The organism is Thermostichus sp. OS-CIW-20 (assembly GCF_054061455.1).
The window spans coordinates 95,477-118,023 of the sequence record NZ_JBSSEF010000004.1 but is presented as its reverse complement, the minus strand read 5'-3'; the positions used below and the strand labels follow the sequence as shown (position 1 = coordinate 118,023).

Genomic DNA, 22,547 nt, shown 5'->3' with positions numbered 1-22,547 from the left:
CCCAGTAGTTGGGGTTATGGCGTCCTCCCCAACCCCCCGTCTACGGGGGGCCCTGGAGAGAACGTCAATAATGCCAGCAAGGCTGAGCCCCTATTTCGCTGGCCACAGCTCGGCTAGAGCCCATAAAAGTCGGGGCCGGATCCCTCGTAGCTGGGGTTAACCCGCAGGTTTAAGTGGGGGCAGACGATCTCGCAGGTGCGGCACTGGATGCAGTTTTCCAGCGACATGGCGTGGGAGCGGATGCCGTTTTGCTCGCGGATGTGGTGGACTTCCGCGGTGCAATCGGCCACGCAGGGGGTGGGGCGGTTGAGCTTGTCGTAGGTGGCAATGCACTGGCGGCAGATCTCGGCGCTGAACTCGAGGATGTGCCGGTTGCCTTCGGGGTAGCGGGGATCCGCAAAAAAGACGGCATCGGATCGCGAGAAATAGCCCGCTCGCGTGGTCAATGTTTCGGGATCCAGACCTGGGGGAGCCACAAAGTCCGCTTGGATGGCGGCATGGGGGGCGACATAGCCTTGGGGGGGCGGCTCGCCGGCGCTGACCCGTCCCGTCAGCAGGGTATAGGCACGCAGGAGTTCCCTGCCGCGACGCACGGGATCCTGCAGGCCCCAGCGCAGGGATCCCAGCCAAGGGTGGCCGGCATCAACGCTGCGGCAGATCTGGGGCAGGTACGCTTCCAGCAGATGGGGGTTTTCCAAAAAGGCTTCCCGGAAGTAGCGGCTACGGTAGAGATCTTGGCCAACGGAGCTCTCCATCACCGCCTTTTGGTAGGCCTCTTGGATCCGCAGATCTCCTTTCAAGAAGCCGTCGTGAATGAGGCCCGCTGCTAGGTAACCGGTCTCCATGGCGTTGTTGATCCCGGCCAGGCTGCCCACATCCAGCACCCCCAGGGCATCGCCCAAAAGCAAAGCCCCTTCGACGCCAAAGCGGCTGGGCAAGCTGTAGTAGCCCCCTTCGGGAATGACAGCCGCCCCGTACTTGAGCAACTTGCCGCCAGCAATCAGGGACTGGATCCAGGGGTGGGCTTTGAACTCCTGCAGGCGCTGCTGCGGGTTGAGGTTGGGATTTTTGCTGTCGAGGCCAATGATGAGGCCCAGAGCCAGGCGGTTATCTTTGAGACCATAGACAAAGCCGCCGCTGAAGCTGCCATCCAAAACCGGGTAGCCCAGGGTATGCCACACCTGCCCCTGCAGTGAGCCAGGAATCTGCCACAGCTCCTTGACCCCCACTGACCACAGTTGCGGGCGGGGGCGCAGGTGAAATCTTTCGATCAGGTCCTTAGAGATAAACCCCTTGTCGCCAAAACAAGTGAGCTCGGCAAAGACACAGTCTTCATAAACCTGGCCGGAGTCGCTCACCCGCACCCCAATGACTCGCTCCCCCTCATAGAGGATCTCATGGGCGGCAAAGCCAGGGAATACGTCCAGGGTGACGTTGGGGATCCCTTTAGCCTTTTCTTGTAGGGTTTCGGCTAGCCAGCGAATGACATGGCTGAGGGTGAGGATGAGCTGCCCCTGTTTGCGCAACCCCTTTGGGATCACTGCCTCTGGCAAGTCCCACCGTTCCTGGGATCCCAATATGCTCAGGTGGCTCACCTCCACCCGCCCCTCGTGGGGAAATCCTTGGCTCTCAAAATCCGGGAAAAGCCTGGCGATTACCTGGGGATTGCAGATGGCACCACTGATGATGTGCCCGCCGAATTGCCGGGCTTTTTCCAAAAGGGCGATGGAGAGCTTGAGCCCCGAGAGCTTGGCCAGATCCAAAAGGCGATGGGCCAGGATCAGGTTGGAGGAGCTCCCCCCCACCAAAAGCAGGTCGTAGCGGATGGCGTCACTCATGCAAAATTCCCCACCCAGTGGCTCTGGAGAGTCTGCCCGTATCCTAGAAAGGAAAAGTGGAAAGATCCCAAAACTTTAGACCTTCTCAAGGCTTTGGGCGTTCTCCCCGCGGGGGCCCACCCCCAGCCTCTTGCCTTGCTTGGGTAGGGATCCCTCCTTCCTGCAATTTTTCCAGCTAGCCGGATTCGAGCCTCTCTTGCCAGAGAAAAAGGGGCTGTCTTTGAGCTGGCTTGCGGTCTTACTGCTAGCTGGCAGAGCTTGGATTCTACGCTAAACAAGTTGTAGGCGGCAATGAAGGAACATCCTCTGTCCAAGTCTTTCTTGGCAACGCTGGTTGGAGCCTTCTTTGTTCTTTTAGGCTGCAGCGTTGTGCGGCACCACTTGTTTCAGTCGGGAGGGTATGATCTCGGTATTTTCGACCAAGCTGTTTATTTAATCAGCCGTGGCGAGGTTCCTTTTTCTACTATTCGCGGGATCCACATTCTTGGGGATCACGCAGCTTTTATCTTGTATCCTCTCAGTCTCTTGTATCGCATTGTTCCCTCTGTATATTGGCTGTTTGGCATCCAAGCTCTGGCACTAACGCTGGGAGCGCTGGCCGTTTACCATCTGGCGCTCCAGGCCGAGATTGATTCTGGCAGGGCGAGAACAATTGCCGCCGCCTATCTTCTCTACCCAGCCATCTTCAACGCCAACCTTTTTGATTTTCATCCAGAAGTGTTGGCCGTTCCCCTTTTTTTGGCCGCTATACTCTGTGTTCGCTCTGGCAAGCTGTGGGGGTTTTTGCTGTGCCTAGGCGGCATCCTCGGCTGTAAGGCGGCATTGTCTCTCAATGTCGCTGCCCTGGGAGTTTGGCTTTTGATCTGGGAAAGCCGGCGGATTGACAAGCGCTGGCAACGGCGCTGCCAAGTGGCCGGCTGGCTTGCCATAGCGGCAGGGTCGGCTTGGTTTGGCGTGGCTACTTTTTGGATTATTCCTCACTTCAGTGGCAGCGAGCCGGCAGCCGTTTCTCACTATAGCTATTTGGGCAGTTCTGTTCCTGAAATTATCCAAAACTTGGTTCTCAAGCCAACATTAGTCCTGGGCAAGGTCTTCTCTCTCGACACCCTATTCTATGGATTTTTGTTAGTCATCCCTGTGGCTTGGGGCCTCTCTTGGCGCCACTGGGATCCCTGGATCCCTGCCCTGCCAACTTTGGGGCTGAATATCCTTTCTAGCAATCCTGCTTATCGGGACCTGGTGCACCAGTACGCGCTGCCTGTTGTTCCTTTTCTATTTCTAGCTGTTATCGAAAACGGGAAGACGACCAACCCTCCCGCCTCTTCTGCGAAAGTAAACAAAACAGCCCTGATCTGGTCTTTGCTGGCTTTTTTGGCTTTGGCCAAGTATACCTTTTTCGGCTCCCTCTATCTCCAGTCTCTCGACACTTGGCAGGCCACTCGTGAGGCCCTTGCCCAGATCGCCACCTCAGGGGGCGTTCTCACCACCCATGAGATCAGCCCCCACCTCACCCATCGGCGGGTTATTTACTTTACCGACGAGAGCCGCTTTAAGGGATCCCCTCCCGACCAATGGGATCCCTTTGATTATGTCTTGCTCAACAGCCGCCATCCGGGGTGGCGCAGCAGCCCAGAGTTCTCCCAGACCCTGATTGCCGCTTTACAAAACGAAACCTCATTTCGACTTCTCTACCATCGCGATGGGGTGTATCTGTTCTCCAGGCTACGAGAAAGATCCTGACAGGCAGCCGCAGCAATGCCCTGCCTCATCGCAACAAATCGTTAAAAAAAAATTGTTACGTCGATCTAAAGAAATTCTCCAAATCGGCAAGGCTTAACCTGGGCTTGGTCTCTCCTTAACTTCGAGCCACTAGTTTTGTAGTGCCTATCCTTATGCGTGAAAACAGTCACGCGGGGAATAGATGTTTTTTGTAAAACATCTAGCTTCTAGAAGACCGACAAGACAAGAGAAGAGGAGAACCAAAGTGAATAGCAATCCGCATGGCCCCCGGCTCCGTCATGGGGACGAGCCTCTGTGCAATCATTCGCCCAACCCTACCTTCAGCAGCATTCTGGAAACCCGCCTGCAGCGGCGCCAAGTGCTGCAGGGCGGCATTGCGGCGGCAGTGGCCACCTTTTTCGGCCTGCCGGCGCTAAACGGCGCTTCCAAATCTGCCAAAGCGGCCAGCGGCAGCTCCTTGCTGGGCTTCAAGGCGATCCCCGTGAGTGCAGAAGACAAAGTGGTGGTGCCCGAAGGCTACACGGCTCGACCGCTGCTGGCCTGGGGTACCCCCATCACCGGCACCTACCCACAGTTCAAGCTGGAAAACACCGGCGCCGAGCAAGGGATGCAGGTGGGCAGCCACCACGACGGCATGCACTTCTTCCCCATTGATGGGAAGGATCCCTGGCAGGGCCGCTCTGATGAGGGCTTGTTGGTGTTCAACCACGAGTATGTGGAGCCGCGCTTCATGCACGCTGCCGCCAAGGGGCAAAAGTTTGACGACGAGGACTATCCGGTCAATCCCGACGGCAGCCGCGATCCCGATCAAGTACTCAAAGAGCTGAACGCCCACGGGGTGAGCATTGTCCACATCAAGCAGCAGGGGGACGGCAACTGGACTGTGGTGCGGGATCGCCTCAACCGCCGCATTACCGGCCTCACCCTCATGGAGATCCACGGGCCTGTGCGGGGATCTGACTTCGTCAAGACCAAGTTCAGCCCCGATGGCACGATGACGCGGGGCACCTTGAACAACTGCGCCCACGGCGTTACCCCCTGGAACACCTACCTCACCTGCGAAGAAAACTGGGCCGGCTACTTCACCAACACCAGCAAAGGGCCGGATCAAAAGCCCAACCTGCCCCGCGAGCACAAGCGCTACGGCGTGAGCACCGAGACCTCCCGCTACGGCTGGGAGCTGGCCAGCAACAAAGCCGACGAGTTCATCCGCTTCAACGCCACCCCCACGGGCGCCGATCCCACCCAGGACTACCGCAACGAGCCCAACACCTTCGGCTGGGTGGTGGAGATCGATCCCTTTGATCCCAGCAGCACGCCCAAGAAGCGCACGGCTCTGGGCCGCTTTGCCCACGAGGGCGTGGTGTTCCAGCCGCCGGTGGAAGGGCAGCCGATTGTGCTCTACATGGGGGACGATGCCCGCTTCGAGTACATCTACAAGTACGTCTCTGCCGAGCCCTACCGCAAGGAGACGGCAGGTGGCCACCTGTTGGATAAAGGCACCCTCTACGTGGCCAAGTTCAACGAAGACGGCACAGGGGAGTGGATCCCGCTGGTGTTTGGGCAAAACGGCCTCACGCCTGAGAATGGCTTCACCAGCCAGGCGGACGTGTTGGTGAACACCCGCACGGCGGCGGATTTCGTCGGCGCCACCAAGATGGATCGGCCCGAATGGGGAGCGGTGGATCCCAAGACCCGCATGGTCTACTTCACCCTGACCAACAACAGCCGCCGGGAACCAGACCAGGTGAACGCCGCCAACCCCCGTCCCAAGAACCAGTGGGGCCACATCATCCGCTGGAAAGAGATGGGCAGTCCCCAGTCCACCCGCTTCGAGTGGGACATCTTTGTCTTGGCCGGCCCCTCCGCCGACAGCCGTACCCTGTCAGGGCAGCCTCTCAACGCAGACAACATCTTCAATTCTCCCGATGGGCTGTGGTTCGATGCCAGCCGTCGCCTCTGGATCCAGACCGACACCAGCGAAAGCAATCTCAACCAAGGGGATTTTGCTCCTTTTGGCAATAACCAAATGTTGGCTGCCGATCCGGATACAGGGGAAATTCGCCGCTTCTTGACCGGGCCGATTGGACAGGAGATTACCGGTGTGGTTACCACTCCTGATCAGCGCACCATGTTCATCAACGTGCAGCACCCCGGCTCCACCACCAGTGACGAGGACTTTGCCGCCGGCAAGGTCGATTCCCGCTGGCCAGACTACGACCCCAATCTCTACCCCCGCTCGGCGGTGGTGGTGATCACCAAAAATGACGGCGGGATCATCGGCACTTAATCGGCGCTGAATCCTCATTATCAACCGCATCACGCAATCAGGCGGCAGGGATCCTTCATCTCTGCCGCTTTCTTGCACTTAACCCAGCAAGGCTGATCCCTGCAGGGTCAGGAATCTGGAGCTATCTCTCAAGTACCAATTCTCCCTCTGGGAGACGAGCTGGGGGTGAGGGAAATTAATCCCACAGGTTTAAATCCGTCACCGCCCCCAGGCTGCTGCTGGAGACCAGCTTGGCGTACTTGGCCAGAACACCCCGTTTGTAGCGAGGCTCAGGAGGAGACCAGCGGGCGCGGCGGCGGGCCAGCTCTTCCTCACTAACATGCAGGTGCAACAGGCGAGCGGGGGCATCGATGGTAATGAGATCCCCTTCCTCCACCAGGGCAATGGGGCCGCCTACGTAGGCCTCAGGGGCCACATGGCCCACCACCATGCCGTAGGTGCCGCCGGAGAAGCGGCCATCGGTAATCAGGCCCACGCTGTCCCCCAGGCCGGCGCCGATGATGGCCGAAGTGGGGGAGAGCATCTCCCGCATGCCGGGGCCGCCCTTGGGGCCCTCGTAGCGGATCACCACTACGTCCCCCGGTCGAATTTGGCCGGCGAGGATGGCCTGCAGGCAGGATTCTTCTGAGTTGAAGACTCGCGCCGGCCCCGCGATCTTGGGAGTCTTGACGCCGCTGATCTTGGCCACCGCCCCTTCGGGCGCGAGGTTGCCTTTGAGGATAGCGATGTGCCCTTGGGGGTAAAGGGGGCTGTGCCAGGGGCGGATGACCTCTTGGTCGGGGCTGGGCTCGTCGGGCACGTCCCGCAAAACCTCGGCAATCGTCTGGCCGGAGATGGTGAGGCAGTCGCCGTGCAGCAGGCCGTGGTTGAGCAAGATCTTCATTACTTGGGGGATCCCGCCGGCCCGGTGCAGATCGGTGGCAACAAACCGGCCTGAAGGCTTGAGGTCGCAGAGGACGGGCACGCGGGCGCGGATGGTCTCGAAGTCATCCAGCGTCAGGGGCACTTCTGCTGCGTGGGCAATGGCCAGGAAGTGGAGCACGGCGTTGGTGGATCCCCCTACCGCCATGATGACCGAGATGGCGTTCTCAATGCTCTGGCGGGTGATGATGTCCCGGGGTCGGATATTGGCTTGGATGGCCTCAGCCAAGACCTTGGCCGATTGGGCAGCGCTTTCGGCTTTCTCTTCGTCCTCTGCCGCCATCGTGGAAGAGTAGGGCAGGCTCATGCCCATGGCCTCAAAGGCGCTGGACATGGTGTTGGCCGTGTACATGCCGCCGCAGGATCCAGCACCGGGACAAGCATGGCGCTCGACTGCCAGCAGCTCGTCCTCGGAGATGCGGCCAGCGCTGTACTCCCCTACGGCTTCAAAGGCGCTGACGATGGTGAGGTCGCGGCCGTTGTAATGCCCCGGCTTGATGGTGCCGCCGTAGACGAAGATGGCGGGCACGTTGAGACGGGCCATGGCGATCATCGCCCCCGGCATGTTTTTGTCGCAGCCGCCGATGGCCAAGAGACCATCCATGCTCTGGCCGTTGACCACCGTCTCGATAGAATCGGCGATCACCTCCCGCGACACCAAGGAGTATTTCATCCCCTCCGTACCCATGGAAATGCCGTCGCTGATGGTGATGGTGCCGAAGACCTGAGGCATGCAGCCGGCGGCCCTGAGGGCAGCTTCGGCGCGCTCGGCCAGGGTTTGGATGCCGATGTTGCAGGGAGTGATGGTGCTGTGGGCGTTGGCAATGCCGACGATGGGCTTGCCGAAGTCCTCATCACGGAAGCCCACGGCCCTGAGCATGGCGCGGTTGGGAGAGCGCTGCACCCCCTGGGTGACCACTTGGCTGCGCAGCGGAAAAGGAGGGTTGGCCATCATAGGTAAAGAGCGGGACAATAAGCCCGCGCTGGGATCCAATTCAAAAAAAACAAGTAGAACCTATCCTACTCGGTTTTTCGCCAGGCAAGCCGAACGAGAACCCTGCCGGCAGGCCAAATCTAAAGCAACCCTGTAAGTTCTCGGCTCTCGCTGTCGGGATTGGCCAGCCTAGCTAGTAAGAATCCTGAGGAAGCCTGCGATTATGGTGGTCAGTTCTTCTCCGCCCGTAGTGCCCAGCAGCGCCGAGCGCGAGATGGCGCGGGATGTGCTTACCCTCTCCCGGCATGTGCTGCAGCAGTTTAGCGGCTTTACCCCTGAGGCCCAAGACTTCAGCGCCCTGATGAACCGCATTGCTCTGGCCGGCAAGATGATCGCCCGCCGCCTCAGCCAGGCAGGGCTGATCGAGGGGACGCTGGGGGTAACCGGCAGCGTCAATGTGCAGGGGGAAGAGCAGCAGCGGATGGACGACTACGCCAACCGGGCCTTCATCCGCGCTTTGGAGCAGACCGGCCTGGTGTGCCGGCTGGTATCAGAAGAGCTGAAAACGCCGGCCCGCCTGCCGGAAAACTGCTCCCTCAGCCGCTTGGCCCTGCTGATCGATCCCTTGGATGGATCCTCCAACATTGACGCCAACCTCAGCGTCGGCTCTATCTTCTCCGTTCTTCACCCCCTTGAGGATCGTCCGGAAGCAGACAACCAAGATCTCCTCCAGCCAGGCCGTCGCCAACTGGCCGCCGGCTACATCCTCTACGGCCCCAGCACGCAACTGGTCTATTCCGTCGGCAAGGGAGTACACAGTTTTACCCTGGATCCCAGCTTGGGCGAGTTCATCCTCTCCAAGAGCGACCTTCGCATTCCCGAACGCGGCTCCGTCTACAGCCTTAACGAGGGCTACTTCTGTCAGTGGAGCGAAGGGATCCAGAACTATGTCCGCTATGTCCACCGCCGCGATGGCTACACCGCCCGCTACAGCGGCGCTCTGGTGGCGGATTTTCACCGCATCCTGTTGCAGGGAGGAGTGTATCTCTACCCTGGCACCCGGCAAAAACCAGAGGGCAAGCTGCGGCTGATGTACGAGGCCAACCCGCTGGCGTTTTTGGCTGAGCAGGCGGGAGGCGTAGCCACCACCGGCACCGAGGCCATCCTGGACATCGTGCCCCAATCCCTGCACCAACGAGTGCCTTTGATTATCGGCAGCCGCAAGAATGTGGAAGAAGTGTTGCGCTGCCTGGAAGGGTCGTTGACCCCCTAGCCACCCTTCCCAACCCCGCCCACCCAAGCTGAGCCGACCCTATGGCAACCCTGACTGAAAACCCCTTGCGCGTTGGCCTCAACCAAGAGCGCATTCCGGATCCTTGTATTTTGGTGCAGTTTGGTGCTTCCGGAGATCTGGCCGCCCGCAAGCTGATCCCGGCCTACTACCGGCTATTCGTGCAGCGACGGCTGCCGCCGGAGTTTACCCTGGTGGGGGTGGCCCGGCGCGACTGGAGCCACGAGGTCTATCGGGACAAGATGCGGGCGGCCCTGGAAGAATTTGCCCCCCAAGATCTGGGGCCAGAAGCCCTCTGGCAGGACTTCGCCAGCCGCCTGTTCTATTGTCGCCTCGATATCGGAGAGGCCGAGGGCTACCTGCGTCTCAAGCAACTCCTCGGCCAACTGGATGAGGAGCGGGGCACCCGCGGCAACCGGGTGTTTTATCTGGCGGTGGCGCCGGACTTCTACGCCCAGGCCATCCAGCAGTTGGGGGCAGCGGGGATGTTGGCGGATCCAACCAGGACGCGGGTGGTGATTGAAAAGCCCTTCGGCCACGACCTCACCTCGGCCCAGGAGCTGAACCGCCTTGTGCAGCGCATCTGTCAGGAAGAGCAGGTTTACCGCATCGACCACTACCTGGGCAAAGAGACGGTGCAAAACCTGCTAGTCTTCCGCTTTGCCAACGCCATCTTTGAGCCTCTCTGGAACCGCAACTACATCGACCACGTGCAGATTACGGTGGCGGAAACGGTAGGGGTGGAGGATCGGGCCGGCTACTACGACGCTGCCGGCGCTCTGCGGGACATGGTGCAAAACCACCTGATGCAGATCTATTGCCTGACTGCCATGGAGCCGCCCGTCTCCTTGCGCAGCGACGGCGTGCGCAACGAAAAGACTAAGGTGCTGCAGGCCACCCGCCTGGCGGACACTCGCAATGTAGCTGCGGCAGCAGTGCGGGCCCAGTACGGCCCTGGTTGGATTGGCGGCAAGCCGGTGCCAGGCTATCGCCAAGAGCCCAATGTTAACCCCAACTCGCAAACCCCCACCTACGTTGCCCTGAAACTGGAATGCGACACCTGGCGGTGGCAGGGGGTGCCCTTTTACCTGCGCACCGGCAAGCGCCTAGCCAAGAAGGTCTCCGAGGTGGCCATCTACTTTAAGCAGGTGCCGCTATCTCTTTTTCCTTCGGCAGCGCGGGAGGTGAGCCCCAACATCCTGGTGCTGCGCATACAGCCCAACGAGGGCATCTCCTTGCGCTTTGAGGCCAAGATGCCGGGGCCGGAGATCCGCACCCGCTCGGTGGAAATGGATTTTCGCTACGGGACAGCCTTTGGGTCAACCACGCCAGATGCCTACGAGCGCCTACTGTTGGACTGCCTGCTGGGGGATCCCACCCTGTTCACCCGCGCTGACGAGGTGGAAGCCGCCTGGCGGGTGGTGACGCCGGTTTTATCGGCCTGGGAAGCCCAGCCCGGCGGCAATGGCAGCAGCGTTGCGCCGCCGCTGTACACCTACGAAGCCGGCACCTGGGGGCCGAAGGCCGCCGAAGACCTGCTGGCCCATTCGGGGCGGCGGTGGCGACGCCTCTAGTTTGTTTCAATCGCTGCCTTTACCCCCAGCCCCTCTTCCTCAGGGAGGGGGGAGTTGGAGGCCGCCGACACGTTCGCGACAGCGTTGGATAGCAATATGGTTGAAACCAGTCCTGGCAGGAAGGATCCCCGCTTGCTGCAGCTAACATGGGCATGGCCTGTTTTTGCGTGGGTGTCATGCCGCCACTGTTATTCCGGTTGTCTGTCCGGTTTTTGCTAACCTTGCCGCTGGGCCTCGCCATGGTGTTGGGGAGAGGGAAATGGGATCCTGCTCGAGCCCAGGTGTTGCTGCGTGTTCCCCTGCCCAATGGGGAGTTGATGCGGGCGCAGGGGCTACAACTGGCCACGGACGCGCTGCGGCTGGCCCAGTTTGGCCAGACGGAAGAGGCGCTGCGCCGCCTGCAACTGGCGGTGGCCATGGTGCCCACCTCTTCCGAGCTGCTCTACGTTTTGGGCAACGTCCACCTGGAGCTAGGAGACTATGGCCAAGCCATCCAAGCGCTGCAAAAGGCCCGCGCCCTGGCTCCCGACGACGCCGACATTCTCTACTCGCTGGGATCTGCTTACTTGCGGCAGGGCAGCTATTTTGCCGCCGCTGAAACCCTGGAACGGGCTGTTGCCTTGCAGCCAGATAGCCCCAACGCCCGCTTTCAACTGGGCAATGCCTACCTCATGCTCGACCAATGGGATCGCGCCCGGCAGGAGTATGAGAAAACCTTGGAGTTGGATCCCGCCTATTGGCCGGCCATGAACAACATCGGCCTGGTGGACTATGAACAAGGGGATCTGGAGGCGGCCATCGAGCGCTGGGAACGCACCATCGAGATGAACGACGCGGTGGCAGAGCCCTACCTAGCCCTGGCTACGGCCCTCTACGTTCGTGGCGAAACCGAACGGGCGGAAGAACTGGGGGCCAAGGCCATGCGCCTGGATCCCAGCTATGCCCGGCTAGAGGTGCTGCGGGAGAACCTGTGGCGGGAGAACCTGCTGCGGGATGTGCAAATCCTCCTGCGCACCCGTCCTGTTGCAGAGGCTCTGCAGCAAGCCGCCATCGAGCAGTTCAACCAGCAGATGGGCCTTGGGAAAGAGTAGGCTCAGGAGCTGCCCAGAATAGCTTGAGCCTGCGAGGCCCTCTGTCCCTGAAGGGCCTCGACCTTGGCCCGGATGCGCTCGGCAATGCCGACGCTGTTCAGGCCCAGTTCCGCCAGCGATTCTTCAGGAGTGGCGTGCTCCACCCACACATCCGGCACCCCCAGGCGCAACAGCGGCACTCGGATATCGGCATCCAGGAGAGCTTCCCCCACTGCCGAGCCAAACCCGCCCATGAGGCAGCCTTCTTCCACCGTCACCACCAGGCGGCTCTGTTGGGCCAGGGGCAGGATCAGCTCGGTATCCAGAGGCTTGGCAAAGCGGGCATTGACTACCGTCGTGGAGATGCCGTGTTCCTTGAGGATCTCCGCTGCCTGCAAACTGGGATGCACCATCGACCCATAGGCTAGGATCAGGACCTCGCCGCCGCTGCGCAGCACCTCTGCTTTGCCGATGGGAATGGGCTCCCACCCCTCTTCGGCCAGAGGCACCCCCACGCCAGCTCCGCGCGGGTAACGCATGGCGATGGGGCCCTTTGTGTACTGGATCCCGGTCACCACCATGCGCTGCAGCTCCGCCTCGTCTTTGGGGGCCATCAGCACCATCTCGGGAATGCAGCGCAGATAGGCAATGTCGTACATGCCCTGGTGGGTGGGGCCGTCCGCTCCCACCACCCCTGCCCGATCCAAGCAGAAAAAGACCGGCAGCTTTTGAATGCAGACATCGTGGATGATCTGGTCGTAGGCCCGCTGCAGGAAGGTGGAATAGATGGCCACCACCGGTCGCATCCCCTCGCAGGCCATGCCAGCAGCCAAAGTAACAGCGTGCTGCTCGGCAATCCCCACATCCACGAACTGATCCGGCAGTTTTTCTTTGAGCTTGTCTAGGCCGGTGCCGGTGTCCATAGCCGCCGTGATGCCAATGATGCGGGGATCCCGCTCCGCCAGTTTACAAAGAGTGTGGCCGAAGACCTTGCTATAGCTAGGGGGAGTGGGTTTGGTAGGAGGATAGGGTTTGCCGGTGGCTAGGTCGAAGCGGGATTGGGCGTGATAGCTTACCTGCTCAGCCTCTGCCGGTGGGTAGCCCTTGCCCTTGACCGTAGCCACGTGCACCAGCACCGGCCCAGAGATGCCGTGGGCCAGCTCAAAAGCATCCAACAATTCCGCCAGGTTGTGCCCGTCCACCGGCCCTACGTAGGTAAAGCCCAGCTCCTCAAAGATGATGCCGGCCTTGTTGTTCTGCACGGCAGTAACCAGCTTCACCGTCTCCTTGAGACGGTCGATTTCCGGGCTGAGGCTGGAGCCAACTAGAGGTAGGTTCTTTAGCTGCTCCTCCAGGCTGTCGGCCAAAAACTGCACCGGTGGGCTGAGGCGCAGGCGGTTTAAATAGCGCGGGATGGCCCCCACATTGGGGGAAATCGACATGCCGTTGTCGTTGAGAATCACCATCAAGTTGGTCTTGGGCAGGTGCCCGGCGTGGTTGATGGCTTCATAGGCCATGCCCCCAGTCAGGGCGCCATCCCCGATGATGGCCACCACCTTGAAGTTTTCTCCCCGCCGATCCCGAGCGATGGCCATGCCCAGGGCTGCCGAGATGCTGGTGGAGGCGTGCCCGGCCCCAAAGTGGTCGAAGCGGCTCTCACTCCGCTTGAGGTAGCCGGAAATCCCTCCTTTCTGGCGAATGGTATGGAAGTTGTGGTAGCGGCCAGTAAGCATTTTGTGGGCATAGGCTTGGTGGCCCACATCCCAAATCACCTTGTCGCGATCCAGGTCGAGGGTTTTGTAGAGCGCCAAGGTCAGCTCCACCACGCCCAGCCCCGGCCCCAGGTGACAGCCGACTGGAGAGTTGGCAGCCGTTTGCAAGTGCTTTTCGCGAATCTGGCGGGCTAGGCTGCGCAACTGGCTGAGGCTGAGGTTGCGGAGCTGGTTGGGGTGAGTGATCTCACTCAGGTGCATAGGGGACTTGTCCTTCCGGTGTAATCTCACTGTGACATACTCCCGCACTCATGCTGACGTATAGAGTGCGGGCTTCTCGCTTCGTCGGGGAGCTTCTGCAAGAACCCTCTGCGTTCGGCTTTGCCGTGCCGTTAGGGATGCAGACATGGAATGCCCTACCGCGTAGTTGCACCAGGTTCCGGCAACGCCGTTTTCTACAACTAGATCCATTTTATTGTTGCGAGTCTGCGACGGGGGTATCTGGCACTGACTGCCTCTCGACAGTACAGTGCGGGGCTGATCTACCCCCGAACCCCCTTCAGCTAAATCATTTTCTGGGCGGGTTTTGTTGCCATCCCCTGCGGAACTTCGGAAAACATCGGGATCCCCTGGTCCAAGGGCAGTGAGATCCTGAGAGGGAGCACCAAGGAGCTCATGCAGGGGTTAGCATCGCACAAGGCCCTCGGCTGCTCTGGACTTGAGGCCGACGGCCTGCTGTCGCGATCGGTTTCTGCCTTTTTGTGAACCATGAAAATTGCCGCCAACATCACTCAGCTCATCGGTCGTACCCCTCTTGTGCGGCTAAACCGGATCCCTCAATCCGAAGGGTGTCTGGCTGAGATCGTCGTGAAATTGGAGAGCTTTAACCCTGCCGCCTCGGTGAAAGATCGCATTGCCGTGAGCATGATCGAGGCTGCCGAACGAGCTGGCTTGATCACCCCCGGCAAGACCATCTTGGTGGAGCCCACCTCTGGCAATACCGGCATTGGCCTGGCCATGGCTGCTGCTGCCAAGGGTTACCGGCTGATCATCGTTATGCCTGAGAGCATGAGCCTGGAGCGGCGGCGGCTGCTGAAGGCTTACGGAGCAGAGGTGCACCTGGCCAGCAGCGCCGGCGGCATGGGGGAGGCCATCTGGAAGGCCGAAGAGATCGTGCGCCGCACCCCCAATGCCTATATGCTGGGCCAATTCACCAATCCGGCCAACCCTCAAATCCACGCCCGCACCACTGGCCCGGAGATCTGGGAGGATACCGATGGCCAGGTGGACATCTTGGTGGCGGGGGTGGGTACCGGCGGCACCATCACAGGGGCAGGCGGCTTCCTCAAAAGCCAAAAACCCTCCATTCGACTGGTGGCCGTCGAGCCCAAGGCCAGTGCTGTTTTAAGTGGAGGGCGGCCCGGTTTTCACCGCATCGAGGGCATCGGGGCGGGGTTTGTGCCGGAGGTGTTGCGGCGCGACCTGCTGGACGAGGTAATTGCGGTAGATGACGAGGAGAGCATGGTCTACAGCCGCCGCCTGGCCAAAGAAGAAGGGATCCTCTCCGGCATCTCCACCGGGGCAGCCCTGGCTGCCGCTATCCAGGTGGGGCGGCGACCGGAAAACGCCGGCAAGCTGATCGTGATGATCCAGCCCAGCTTTGGCGAGCGCTACCTGAGCACGCCCCTCTTCCGCAACCTGGAGCGGGAGGAGGCCGACGCCGGGATCCTGCAGGCCAACCCAACCTAGGCCAACAATTCCGACAATCCATCCGACGTTCAAAATTCGCCGGCCAGGGCTGCCACACAGCGCTCGCACAGCTCTGGGTGTTCGGCAAACTCGCCCACCCGGGTGGAATAGTTCCAGCAGCGCACGCATTTTTTCCCCTCCGCTGGCTGAACGGCAACCTGTAGATCCTCCTCTCCAGGGCCGGCCTTGACCAACTCGACTTGGGAAGTGATAAACAGGTAGCGCAGCTCGGCTGCCCGCTCCTCCAGCAGGGCATGTAGGTGGGGATCCGCCACCTTGAGGATGAGTTTGGCCTCGGTGGAAGCGCCGATGACCTTGTCGGTGCGGGCCTGCTCCAGGGCCTTGTTCACTTCCTGCCGCACCGCCCGCAGCTTTTCCCAGGTGGCGGCCAACTGGGGATCCCGCCACTGCTCCGGCAGCCGCATCCAGCCCCCTTCGAACACCGAGCGGGTGGGCTTGGGGTAGGGCAGGTAGCTCCAGATCTCTTCGGCTAGGTGGGAGAGCACGGGGGCAATGGCCTTGGCCAAGTTCTCCAGCACCAGCGACAGCACCGTCTGGCACTGCCGCCGCCGCAGGCTGCGGGCGTGGCTGATGTAGAGGCGATCCTTGCCGATATCCAAGTAGAAATTGGAGAGATCCACCACACAGAAGTTTTGAACCGCTTGGAAAAAGCGGTAGAACTGGTAGTTTTCAAACGATTCGGTGATCTCCGCTCCCACCTCCTGCAGGCGGTGCAAGATGTAGCGATCCAACTCCGTCAACGCTTCAAAAGGAACAGCATCCTGCGCCGGGTTGAAGTCGTAGAGGTTGCTCAGCAAAAAGCGGGCCGTGTTGCGGATCTTGCGGTAGACATCCGCCATCTGCCCCAGAATGGTCTTGCCTATCGGCACATCGCCGGAGTAGTCGACGCTGGAGACCCACAGCCGCAGCACATCGGCCCCGTAGGCGGGATCCGTCTGCGGATTGCTGCCGCCGTTGATGAGCAGCAGGGGATCGATGACGTTGCCCAGGGACTTGCTCATCTTCTGGCCCTTTTCGTCCAGCACAAAGCCGTGGGTGAGCACCGCCTTGTAAGGGGCCTGGCCGTTGACGGCCACGGAAGTCAGCAAGCTGGACTGGAACCAACCCCGGTGCTGGTCGGAACCCTCCAGGTAGAGATCCACGGGGTAGCCCAACCCGCGTGCCCGGGCCACCGCCGCCCAGGAGGAGCCGGAGTCAAACCAGACATCCATGGTGTCTGTGCCCTTGCGGTAGGTGCGGCCATGGCGGCGGTACTGCTCCGGCAGCAGCTCTTCCACCGGGCGCTTCCACCAGGCGTCGGATCCCTCTTGGGCGAAGATGGCCTTGATGTGGTCGATAGTTTCGGCTGTGAGCAGCACCTCGCCGGTCTCCTCGTCGTAAAAGACGGGGATGGGCACGCCCCAGGCCCGCTGGCGGGAGATACACCAGTCGGAGCGCTCCTTGACCATGGCGGTGATGCGGTTTTCCCCTTCCGGCGGGATCCACTTCACGGTTTTGATGGCCTGCAGAGCCAGCTCCCGGAAGCCGGCTACAGAGGCAAACCACTGCTCGGTGGCCCGGAAGATGGTTGGTTCTTTGGTGCGCCAGTCGTAGGGGTATTTGTGGTTGTAGGGTTCTTCCTTGAGCAGGGCGCCGACAGCCCGCAAAGCCTTAATGACAGCTAGGTTGCCACTGGTTTCTGGTTCTTTGGAGAGCACATCTAGCCCGACAAACTGGGATCCGGCCTCGGCGGTGAATCTCCCCTGCTCATCCACAGGGCTGAGGATGGGCAGGCCGTATTTTTGGCCGGTCTTGAAGTCCTCTTCCCCATGCCCCGGCGCCGTGTGGACAATGCCGGTGCCGGACTCGGTGGTAACATAGTCCCCCAGCACACAGAGGCTGCTGCGGTCGAAGAGGGGGTGGCGTCCCTGGCAGTACTCCAGGGCGGATCCCGGCAGGGTGGCCTTGACCTCTAAGGGGGTCTCCAGGACTTTCTCCAGCCGCTGCCGCAAATCGGCGGCAATCAGTAGTAGGCCGAAGCGGGGAGACTCCACCACCGCATAGGTAAGCTTGGGATTGAAACAAAGAGCCAAGTTGGCCGGGATCGTCCAGGGGGTAGTCGTCCAGATGGCCGCCCGTAGGCCTGGCAAGAAGGGCTCCAAAATCGGCTGCGCCGCCGGGCTGAGGCTCTGCAGAGGAAAAGCTACGTAGATGCTGGGGGAGATGTGGTTGTCGGGATATTCCAGCTCCGCTTCCGCCAGGGCTGTCTGGGAGCTGGGGCTCCAGTGGACGGGCTTGAGGCCGCGGTAGATGTAGCCTTTAAGGGCCATCTGGCCAAACACCTCGATCTGGGCCGCCTCGTACTCCGGCGATAGGGTCAGGTAGGGCCGATCCCAATCTCCCCATACCCCCAGCCGCTGAAAACTGGCCCGCTGCACGTCGACGTAGTGCAGGGCGTACTCTCTGGCCTTTTGCCGCAGTTGCAGGGGGGTGAGGCTCTGCCGCTCCTGGGGGGAGAGGCTTTGCAACACCTTCAGCTCGATGGGCAGACCGTGGCAATCCCAGCCGGGCACATAGCGCACCTTGCGCCCCTGCAGGAGGTGGTACTTGTTGATGATGTCCTTGAGGATCTTGTTGAGGGTGGTGCCCATGTGGATGTCGCCATTGGCATAGGGCGGCCCATCGTGCAGCACAAAGGGATCCCCAGGATTGTTCTCCGACAGACGCTGATAGATTTGCTCTTCCTGCCAAAAGGCTTGGATGGCGGGCTCCCTCTTGGCAGCCTCCGCCCGCATGGGAAACTGGGTTTGCGGCAGGTTGAGGGTACTTTTGTAGTCCACGGCAACTTGAGCAGGCTAAAGGGCGTCCTTCTATCCTACGCCGTTGCCTCGTTCTCAGTCTCCTTGGCCTGAGGGGAAGGGATCCGGCCCGCCACCTTGGTAAAGATTTGTGCTAGCCTCAGGATGTCGTTGAGTAAGGGAGGTTCCAGCGGATGCCAGATAGTAGTTGTTGTAAGGGTCGTCAAGTTGGGTTCAGCCGGCTGTGCGCCGGGGCTGTTCTCTAACGGCCTGAACTCAGATCCTTAGCTTGCTGAGGAGTCTTCGCGTTCTGGCTCGCTTGGAGTTCCTCCCGGCAGTCAGGTTCCAGTTGAAGGCCCGCTAGACCGCTCTCTCCTGGACCGCCTGTTTTGCCTGGGTGGTGGGGGAGAGCGGATAGTTTTTCTGCAAGTTTTCGACGACCGCCGGGGCTTGGAGTCGAGCAGAAATCTTCCGAGGGCTTCCAGACCTCTCAAATCTCAGCTTCGCCCAAAAGATCTCAACAACTACCCAGGTCAAGAGTCCTTAAGGGCTGTCGATCCCTCAGGGTTGAATGACGAGGCGCCGGCTTTCGACAACAAGGCCACTCTGGTTGACTAGCATCACCGAGAGCCAGCGGGCGCCAGCTTCTGGCGGCGCATCTGCCTGCAGGAAGAGCCCGCCCGCCTGCAGAGGTTCAAGGGCAAACGAAGTTAGATCTAAGTAGCCGGCCGCAGCCACGGGCTGCTCCTCGACGGCGCCCAACAGCAAAGATTGGGCGAGGGGCTCGGCCACAATGGCCTGCAGCGAGTAGGGGGATCCCGGCTTGACCACCTCCGGCAACCTGAAGGTGACGGTGGGGGGCGCCGAGCCGGAGGTGAGGGTGCTGGCCTCCCGCAGCACTTCCTGCTCCACCAACAGCAGTTGCTCCGGCTTGGCCGCATTCGGGCGGTAGCGGTTGCGCACCAGGGCAGAGGCCTGCACCTGAAACTCCCCCCGCGCTGAAGATTGGGATCCCTGCACTTGGCTGGCGATCTCGGCCACGATCTCAGGGCCTAGCCGCCGCCAAGAGAGAATTTCCGCTGCGTAGGTCAGCTGGGGATGGGCCTCCCACAGCTTGCGAATGGCCCTTTCCACCCCCTGCCGATCCAGGCCGTCGCGGTGGCGGAAGTCGGGGCTATAGCCGGCCATCACCTCCTCCAGATCCCGCCGGTTGGCGGCCTCTATTTGCTCTTGCAGCCACTTCACCAAGGGAGCCGGTGCCGGGGCGGAGACCTGTTTTTGGATCCCGCTTTCCAGAGGCAAGGGGGCAGCCTGGGCCGCTGCCTTGCTGGGCAAAGGGATCCCCCAGCTCAAAGTCAGAGCAAGGAACCCAAGCAGTTGGGAAAGGGTGGATTGGAAGCTCAAACTGGGGGCCTCCGGCGGCAAATCTGCCTTTCTTTAGTTTAGCTTGCTGAGGATCGAGGTTTTGAGGTTTGGCGTTGCCTCACTGGAGTGGGCCTGGGTTTATCCTGGGAGCTGGGTTCTCGGCGAGGTGTGCATGGCGTCCCACCACTCCCCTGCTTTCTTAGCTTTGGTCAACGAGGCCAAAAGCCGCATCCAAGAGCTGACAGTCGAGCAAGTCAGGCAGAAACAACTGCAAGGGGATCCCTTTTATTTGGTCGACGTGCGGGAAGAGTCGGAGTGGCAGGCCGGCCACATCGTCGGCGCCATTCACCTCAGCAAAGGCATTATCGAGCGGGACATCGAGAAGGTGATCCCAGACAAAGAAGCCGAGATTGTCCTCTATTGTGGCGGCGGCTTTCGTTCGGCGCTGGCAGCCGATAACCTGCAAAAGATGGGCTACCGCCGCGTGATCTCCATGGACGGCGGGATCCGCGCTTGGCGAGAGGCCGGCTTTCCCGAATCTCAGCCCTCACCCCCAACCCCTCTCCCAGAAGCGCCCTCACCCCCAGCCCCTCTCCCAGAGGGAGAGGGGAGTTAGAGCGGTGCGTTCGCAACCGCGTCGCCTAGCAATAACGCAGAAGCCCTTGGCTACTGCTTCGCAGTTGACCAGCGGCCTAGGTAGCCGGTTCCTCTCTTCCCATCTGCTTTCCCAAGGTAAAGAGAACTATATTGGTCTCTAAGGTCATCGGCCCAGATCTCCCTCTCATCCCCACCATGCTCCAAACCCTGCCCCGCCTGGATATTGCCACTCGTTTGCAGCAGTTGCGCCAGCTTTTGCAGGAACAAAATCTCGATGGCTTTTGGGTGCCCTCGGCTGATGAGCACCTCAATGAGTATTTGCTGGAATATCGCAAGCGGCGGCAGTGGATCACGGGCTTTACCGGCTCGGTGGGCGATGCCCTAATCAGCCAAGACCGCGCCTGGCTGTGGGTGGATCCCCGCTACCACGAGCAGGCGGAGCGGGAGGTGGATCCCAACCTGTTTACGGTGATCAAAGGCGGCCTGCCGGATCAGCCCAGCCTGATGGAGATCGTGGAAGAGCTGGGATCCGGCTTTCGCCTGGGGGTGGATCCTTTTACGGTGTCGGTGGCCACCTACCGCCAGTTGCAAGCCCACGCCCAAGCCGGAGGAGTGCTGCTGGTGCCGGTTAGCGAAAACCCACTGGACAAGCTGGCCAAGGAATCTAGCCAAGCCCTCTTGGAGCAACCCATCTACCCTGTCCCTGCCCAGCTCTGCGGAGCCCCCCCCAGCGACAAGCTGGCCCAGGTGCGCCAGGAGATGCGCCGCAAGCGGGTGGGACTGTTGCCCCTAACCAAACTGGATCAGGTAGCTTGGCTGTTTAACCTGCGCGGCTCCGACATTCCCTACAACCCGGTCTTCCGCGCCTATGCGCTAGTTGCCCTGGAGAGGGTTGCCCTGTTTACTGATCTGGAGCGCCTCACTCCCTCCGCAAAGCAAGTGCTGGCTGAGGCAGGGGTAGAGCTCTGGCCCTACGAGGCCTACCGGGAACAACTGCCCCAGTGGGCCGAGCGCTACGGGCCAGTGGGAGTAGATCCCAAGCAGACTACCCAGGGCACGCAAGAGCTGCTGCGGGGGGCAACCTGTCGCGAGTTGGATCACCCCGTGGATCTCCTCAAGGCGGTCAAAAACCCCACCGAGCTGGAGCAGATGCGCCTGGCCAACCGCAAAGCCAGCCGGGCCAAGATCCGCACCCTGGCCTGGATTGACCGGCAAATCCAAGCAGGGATCCCCATCAGCGAAGCCGATGTGGCCGCTGTTATGGAGGCCCACTACCGCGAGGAAGGGGATTGGGTGGGCCTGAGCTTCAACACCATTGCCGGGGCCGGCGCCAACAGCTCCATCGTCCACTACGGCACCCCCGATCCCCAGAAGTTCTTGCAGACAGGCGAGTTGTTTCTGTTGGATTCCGGATCCCACTACCTGGGGGGCACGACCGACGCTACCCGCACCCTCTGGATTGGCCCGCAACCGGCGGATCCCCTGTGCCGGCGGCGCTACACCGAGGTGCTCAAAGCCCACATTCACTGCGCCCGTCAGATCTTCCCCCCCGATACCTACGGCGTCTCCTTGGATGGCATTGCCCGTTCCAGCCTTTGGCAAGCGGGGCTGGACTACGGCCACGGTACCGGCCACGGTGTCGGCGCCTTTTTGAACGTCCACGAGGGGCCCAACGGGATCCACCGCCGCGCCAGCACCCCCCTCAAGGTAGGCATGATCACCAGTATCGAGCCGGGCTACTACCAGCCGGGCTGGGGTGGAATTCGCCTAGAGAACCTCTACGAAGTGATTGCAATTCCGGAGCCAGAGGGCTGGATGGGCTTTCGCTCCCTGACTTGGATCCCTTTCGATAGGCGGCTGATCGATTGGGATCTCTTGGACGAGGCACAGCGGGCTTGGCTTGAGGAGTATCACCGCCAGGTCTACGCCATTCACCACGCCACCTTGTCAGAACAAGATGCCGCCTGGTTAAAACGCGCCTGCGGCCTCGCCGAGTGAGACTGCCCCTGGCCAGCCCCTTCCCAGCTCGCTCAGGGCCCCAGAACCCCGACCGCCAGCGGCACCTCTAGCGACAAGGGATCCCGCCATGAACCCGACAACCCAACATCGGCTCATCCTCAAAATTGTGGCCGGCTCCGCCTGGGCCGATGGGCACCTAGAGCCGCAGGAGTTGGCCTATCTGAGATCCCTGCTGCGCCGCTATGGTTTGGAGCACGATGCCGAGCTGCGAGAGCTGATCCAAGAGCCCATTCCGATGGCGCAAACGGAGCGCTGGATGGCCGATTATCTCGCCCAGGCCACCGAAACCGAGCGCCTACAACTTCTGGGGGCAATCGGCAACCTGATGATGGCCGACAACGCCGTTTCTCCGGAAGAGCACGACCTTTTGGATGACTACTACACCCTAATGGCAGGGATCCCGCCTCGCCCAGAATCGGCACCCCATCTGGTGAAGGGCGTGGGGCAGTTTTTCCGGCGCCTGGTCAAGGCTGTAAGGGGGGACATTGCTTAATCAATTCTTAGCTGAAAAATAGGGTTCTCATAACCTGTACGAGGTGCAATCTACTTCTGGAATAGACATAAGTTTGGAAAAGTTAAAAACTTGCTCTGAATTCTATAATTCTATTTCTATAAAACGGCTAGATTTCATGGATAAATAGAAGGGGCT

At 60.8% G+C, this 22,547-nt stretch carries 13 protein-coding genes and 1 pseudogene; 9 read left to right on the top strand and 5 right to left on the bottom strand.

Features of this window, described 5'->3' with window-relative positions:
• Nucleotides 1–113: 113 nt before the first annotated feature.
• A complete protein-coding gene (locus ACVWXC_RS03115; protein ID WP_457390937.1) occupies nt 114–1,838 on the bottom strand; it encodes an electron transfer flavoprotein in 1,725 nt (574 codons plus the stop codon).
• Nucleotides 1,839–2,207: 369 nt separating this feature from the next.
• Between ACVWXC_RS03115 and ACVWXC_RS03110 the strand changes: the two genes are divergently transcribed.
• Both ACVWXC_RS03110 and ACVWXC_RS03105 read left to right on the top strand, forming a co-directional pair.
• Complete coding sequence (locus tag ACVWXC_RS03110; protein WP_240530389.1) at nt 2,208–3,578, top strand: DUF2079 domain-containing protein; 1,371 nt, start codon at nt 2,208–2,210, stop codon at nt 3,576–3,578.
• A gap of 244 nt (nt 3,579–3,822) precedes the next feature.
• Nucleotides 3,823–5,868, top strand: a complete 2,046-nt coding sequence (locus ACVWXC_RS03105; RefSeq protein ID WP_457390939.1) for a PhoX family protein — start codon at nt 3,823–3,825, stop codon at nt 5,866–5,868.
• A 175-nt stretch (nt 5,869–6,043) separates the two neighbouring features.
• Here the strand turns inward: ACVWXC_RS03105 and ilvD are convergent, their stop codons facing one another.
• Nucleotides 6,044–7,741, bottom strand: coding sequence for a dihydroxy-acid dehydratase (gene ilvD / locus ACVWXC_RS03100; protein WP_457391035.1), 1,698 nt, complete (start codon nt 7,739–7,741; stop codon nt 6,044–6,046).
• A gap of 256 nt (nt 7,742–7,997) precedes the next feature.
• Between ilvD and fbp the strand changes: the two genes are divergently transcribed.
• From fbp to ACVWXC_RS03085, 3 genes are all read left to right on the top strand, one after another.
• A complete protein-coding gene (gene fbp, locus ACVWXC_RS03095) occupies nt 7,998–8,996 on the top strand; it encodes a class 1 fructose-bisphosphatase (protein ID WP_011430530.1) in 999 nt (332 codons plus the stop codon).
• 41 nt (nt 8,997–9,037) lie between these two features.
• Nucleotides 9,038–10,588, top strand: a complete 1,551-nt coding sequence (zwf, locus tag ACVWXC_RS03090; RefSeq protein ID WP_457390941.1) for a glucose-6-phosphate dehydrogenase — start codon at nt 9,038–9,040, stop codon at nt 10,586–10,588.
• Nucleotides 10,589–10,764: 176 nt separating this feature from the next.
• Nucleotides 10,765–11,679: a tetratricopeptide repeat protein gene (locus ACVWXC_RS03085; RefSeq protein ID WP_240527867.1), complete on the top strand. Its 915-nt coding sequence runs from the start codon at nt 10,765–10,767 to the stop codon at nt 11,677–11,679.
• Nucleotides 11,680–11,681: 2 nt separating this feature from the next.
• Here the strand turns inward: ACVWXC_RS03085 and dxs are convergent, their stop codons facing one another.
• A complete protein-coding gene (gene dxs, locus ACVWXC_RS03080) occupies nt 11,682–13,631 on the bottom strand; it encodes a 1-deoxy-D-xylulose-5-phosphate synthase (RefSeq protein WP_011430533.1) in 1,950 nt (649 codons plus the stop codon).
• Nucleotides 13,632–14,138: 507 nt separating this feature from the next.
• Here dxs and cysK point away from each other — a divergent pair.
• Nucleotides 14,139–15,119, top strand: coding sequence for a cysteine synthase A (gene cysK, locus ACVWXC_RS03075; RefSeq protein WP_011430534.1), 981 nt, complete (start codon nt 14,139–14,141; stop codon nt 15,117–15,119).
• 29 nt (nt 15,120–15,148) lie between these two features.
• Here the strand turns inward: cysK and ileS are convergent, their stop codons facing one another.
• Together ileS and ACVWXC_RS03065 are read right to left on the bottom strand one after the other, a co-directional pair.
• Nucleotides 15,149–17,914 carry an isoleucine--tRNA ligase gene (gene ileS / locus ACVWXC_RS03070; RefSeq protein ID WP_414388576.1) on the bottom strand — a complete coding sequence of 922 codons (2,766 nt, stop codon included), beginning with the start codon at nt 17,912–17,914 and terminating at the stop codon, nt 15,149–15,151.
• Nucleotides 17,915–18,478: 564 nt separating this feature from the next.
• A complete protein-coding gene (locus ACVWXC_RS03065; RefSeq protein ID WP_240527866.1) occupies nt 18,479–19,252 on the bottom strand; it encodes a Cif family virulence factor in 774 nt (257 codons plus the stop codon).
• 202 nt (nt 19,253–19,454) lie between these two features.
• Between ACVWXC_RS03065 and ACVWXC_RS03060 the strand changes: the two are divergent.
• The 3 genes and pseudogenes from ACVWXC_RS03060 to ACVWXC_RS03050 form a co-directional block, all read left to right on the top strand.
• Nucleotides 19,455–19,817, top strand: a pseudogene (locus tag ACVWXC_RS03060) (rhodanese-like domain-containing protein); the annotation flags it as partial.
• A 212-nt stretch (nt 19,818–20,029) separates the two neighbouring features.
• Complete coding sequence (locus ACVWXC_RS03055; protein WP_240527865.1) at nt 20,030–21,877, top strand: aminopeptidase P family protein; 1,848 nt, start codon at nt 20,030–20,032, stop codon at nt 21,875–21,877.
• Nucleotides 21,878–21,965: 88 nt separating this feature from the next.
• On the top strand, nt 21,966–22,391 hold the full coding sequence (locus tag ACVWXC_RS03050; protein ID WP_011430539.1) for a tellurite resistance TerB family protein: 426 nt from the start codon (nt 21,966–21,968) through the stop codon (nt 22,389–22,391).
• Nucleotides 22,392–22,547 lie beyond the last annotated feature (156 nt).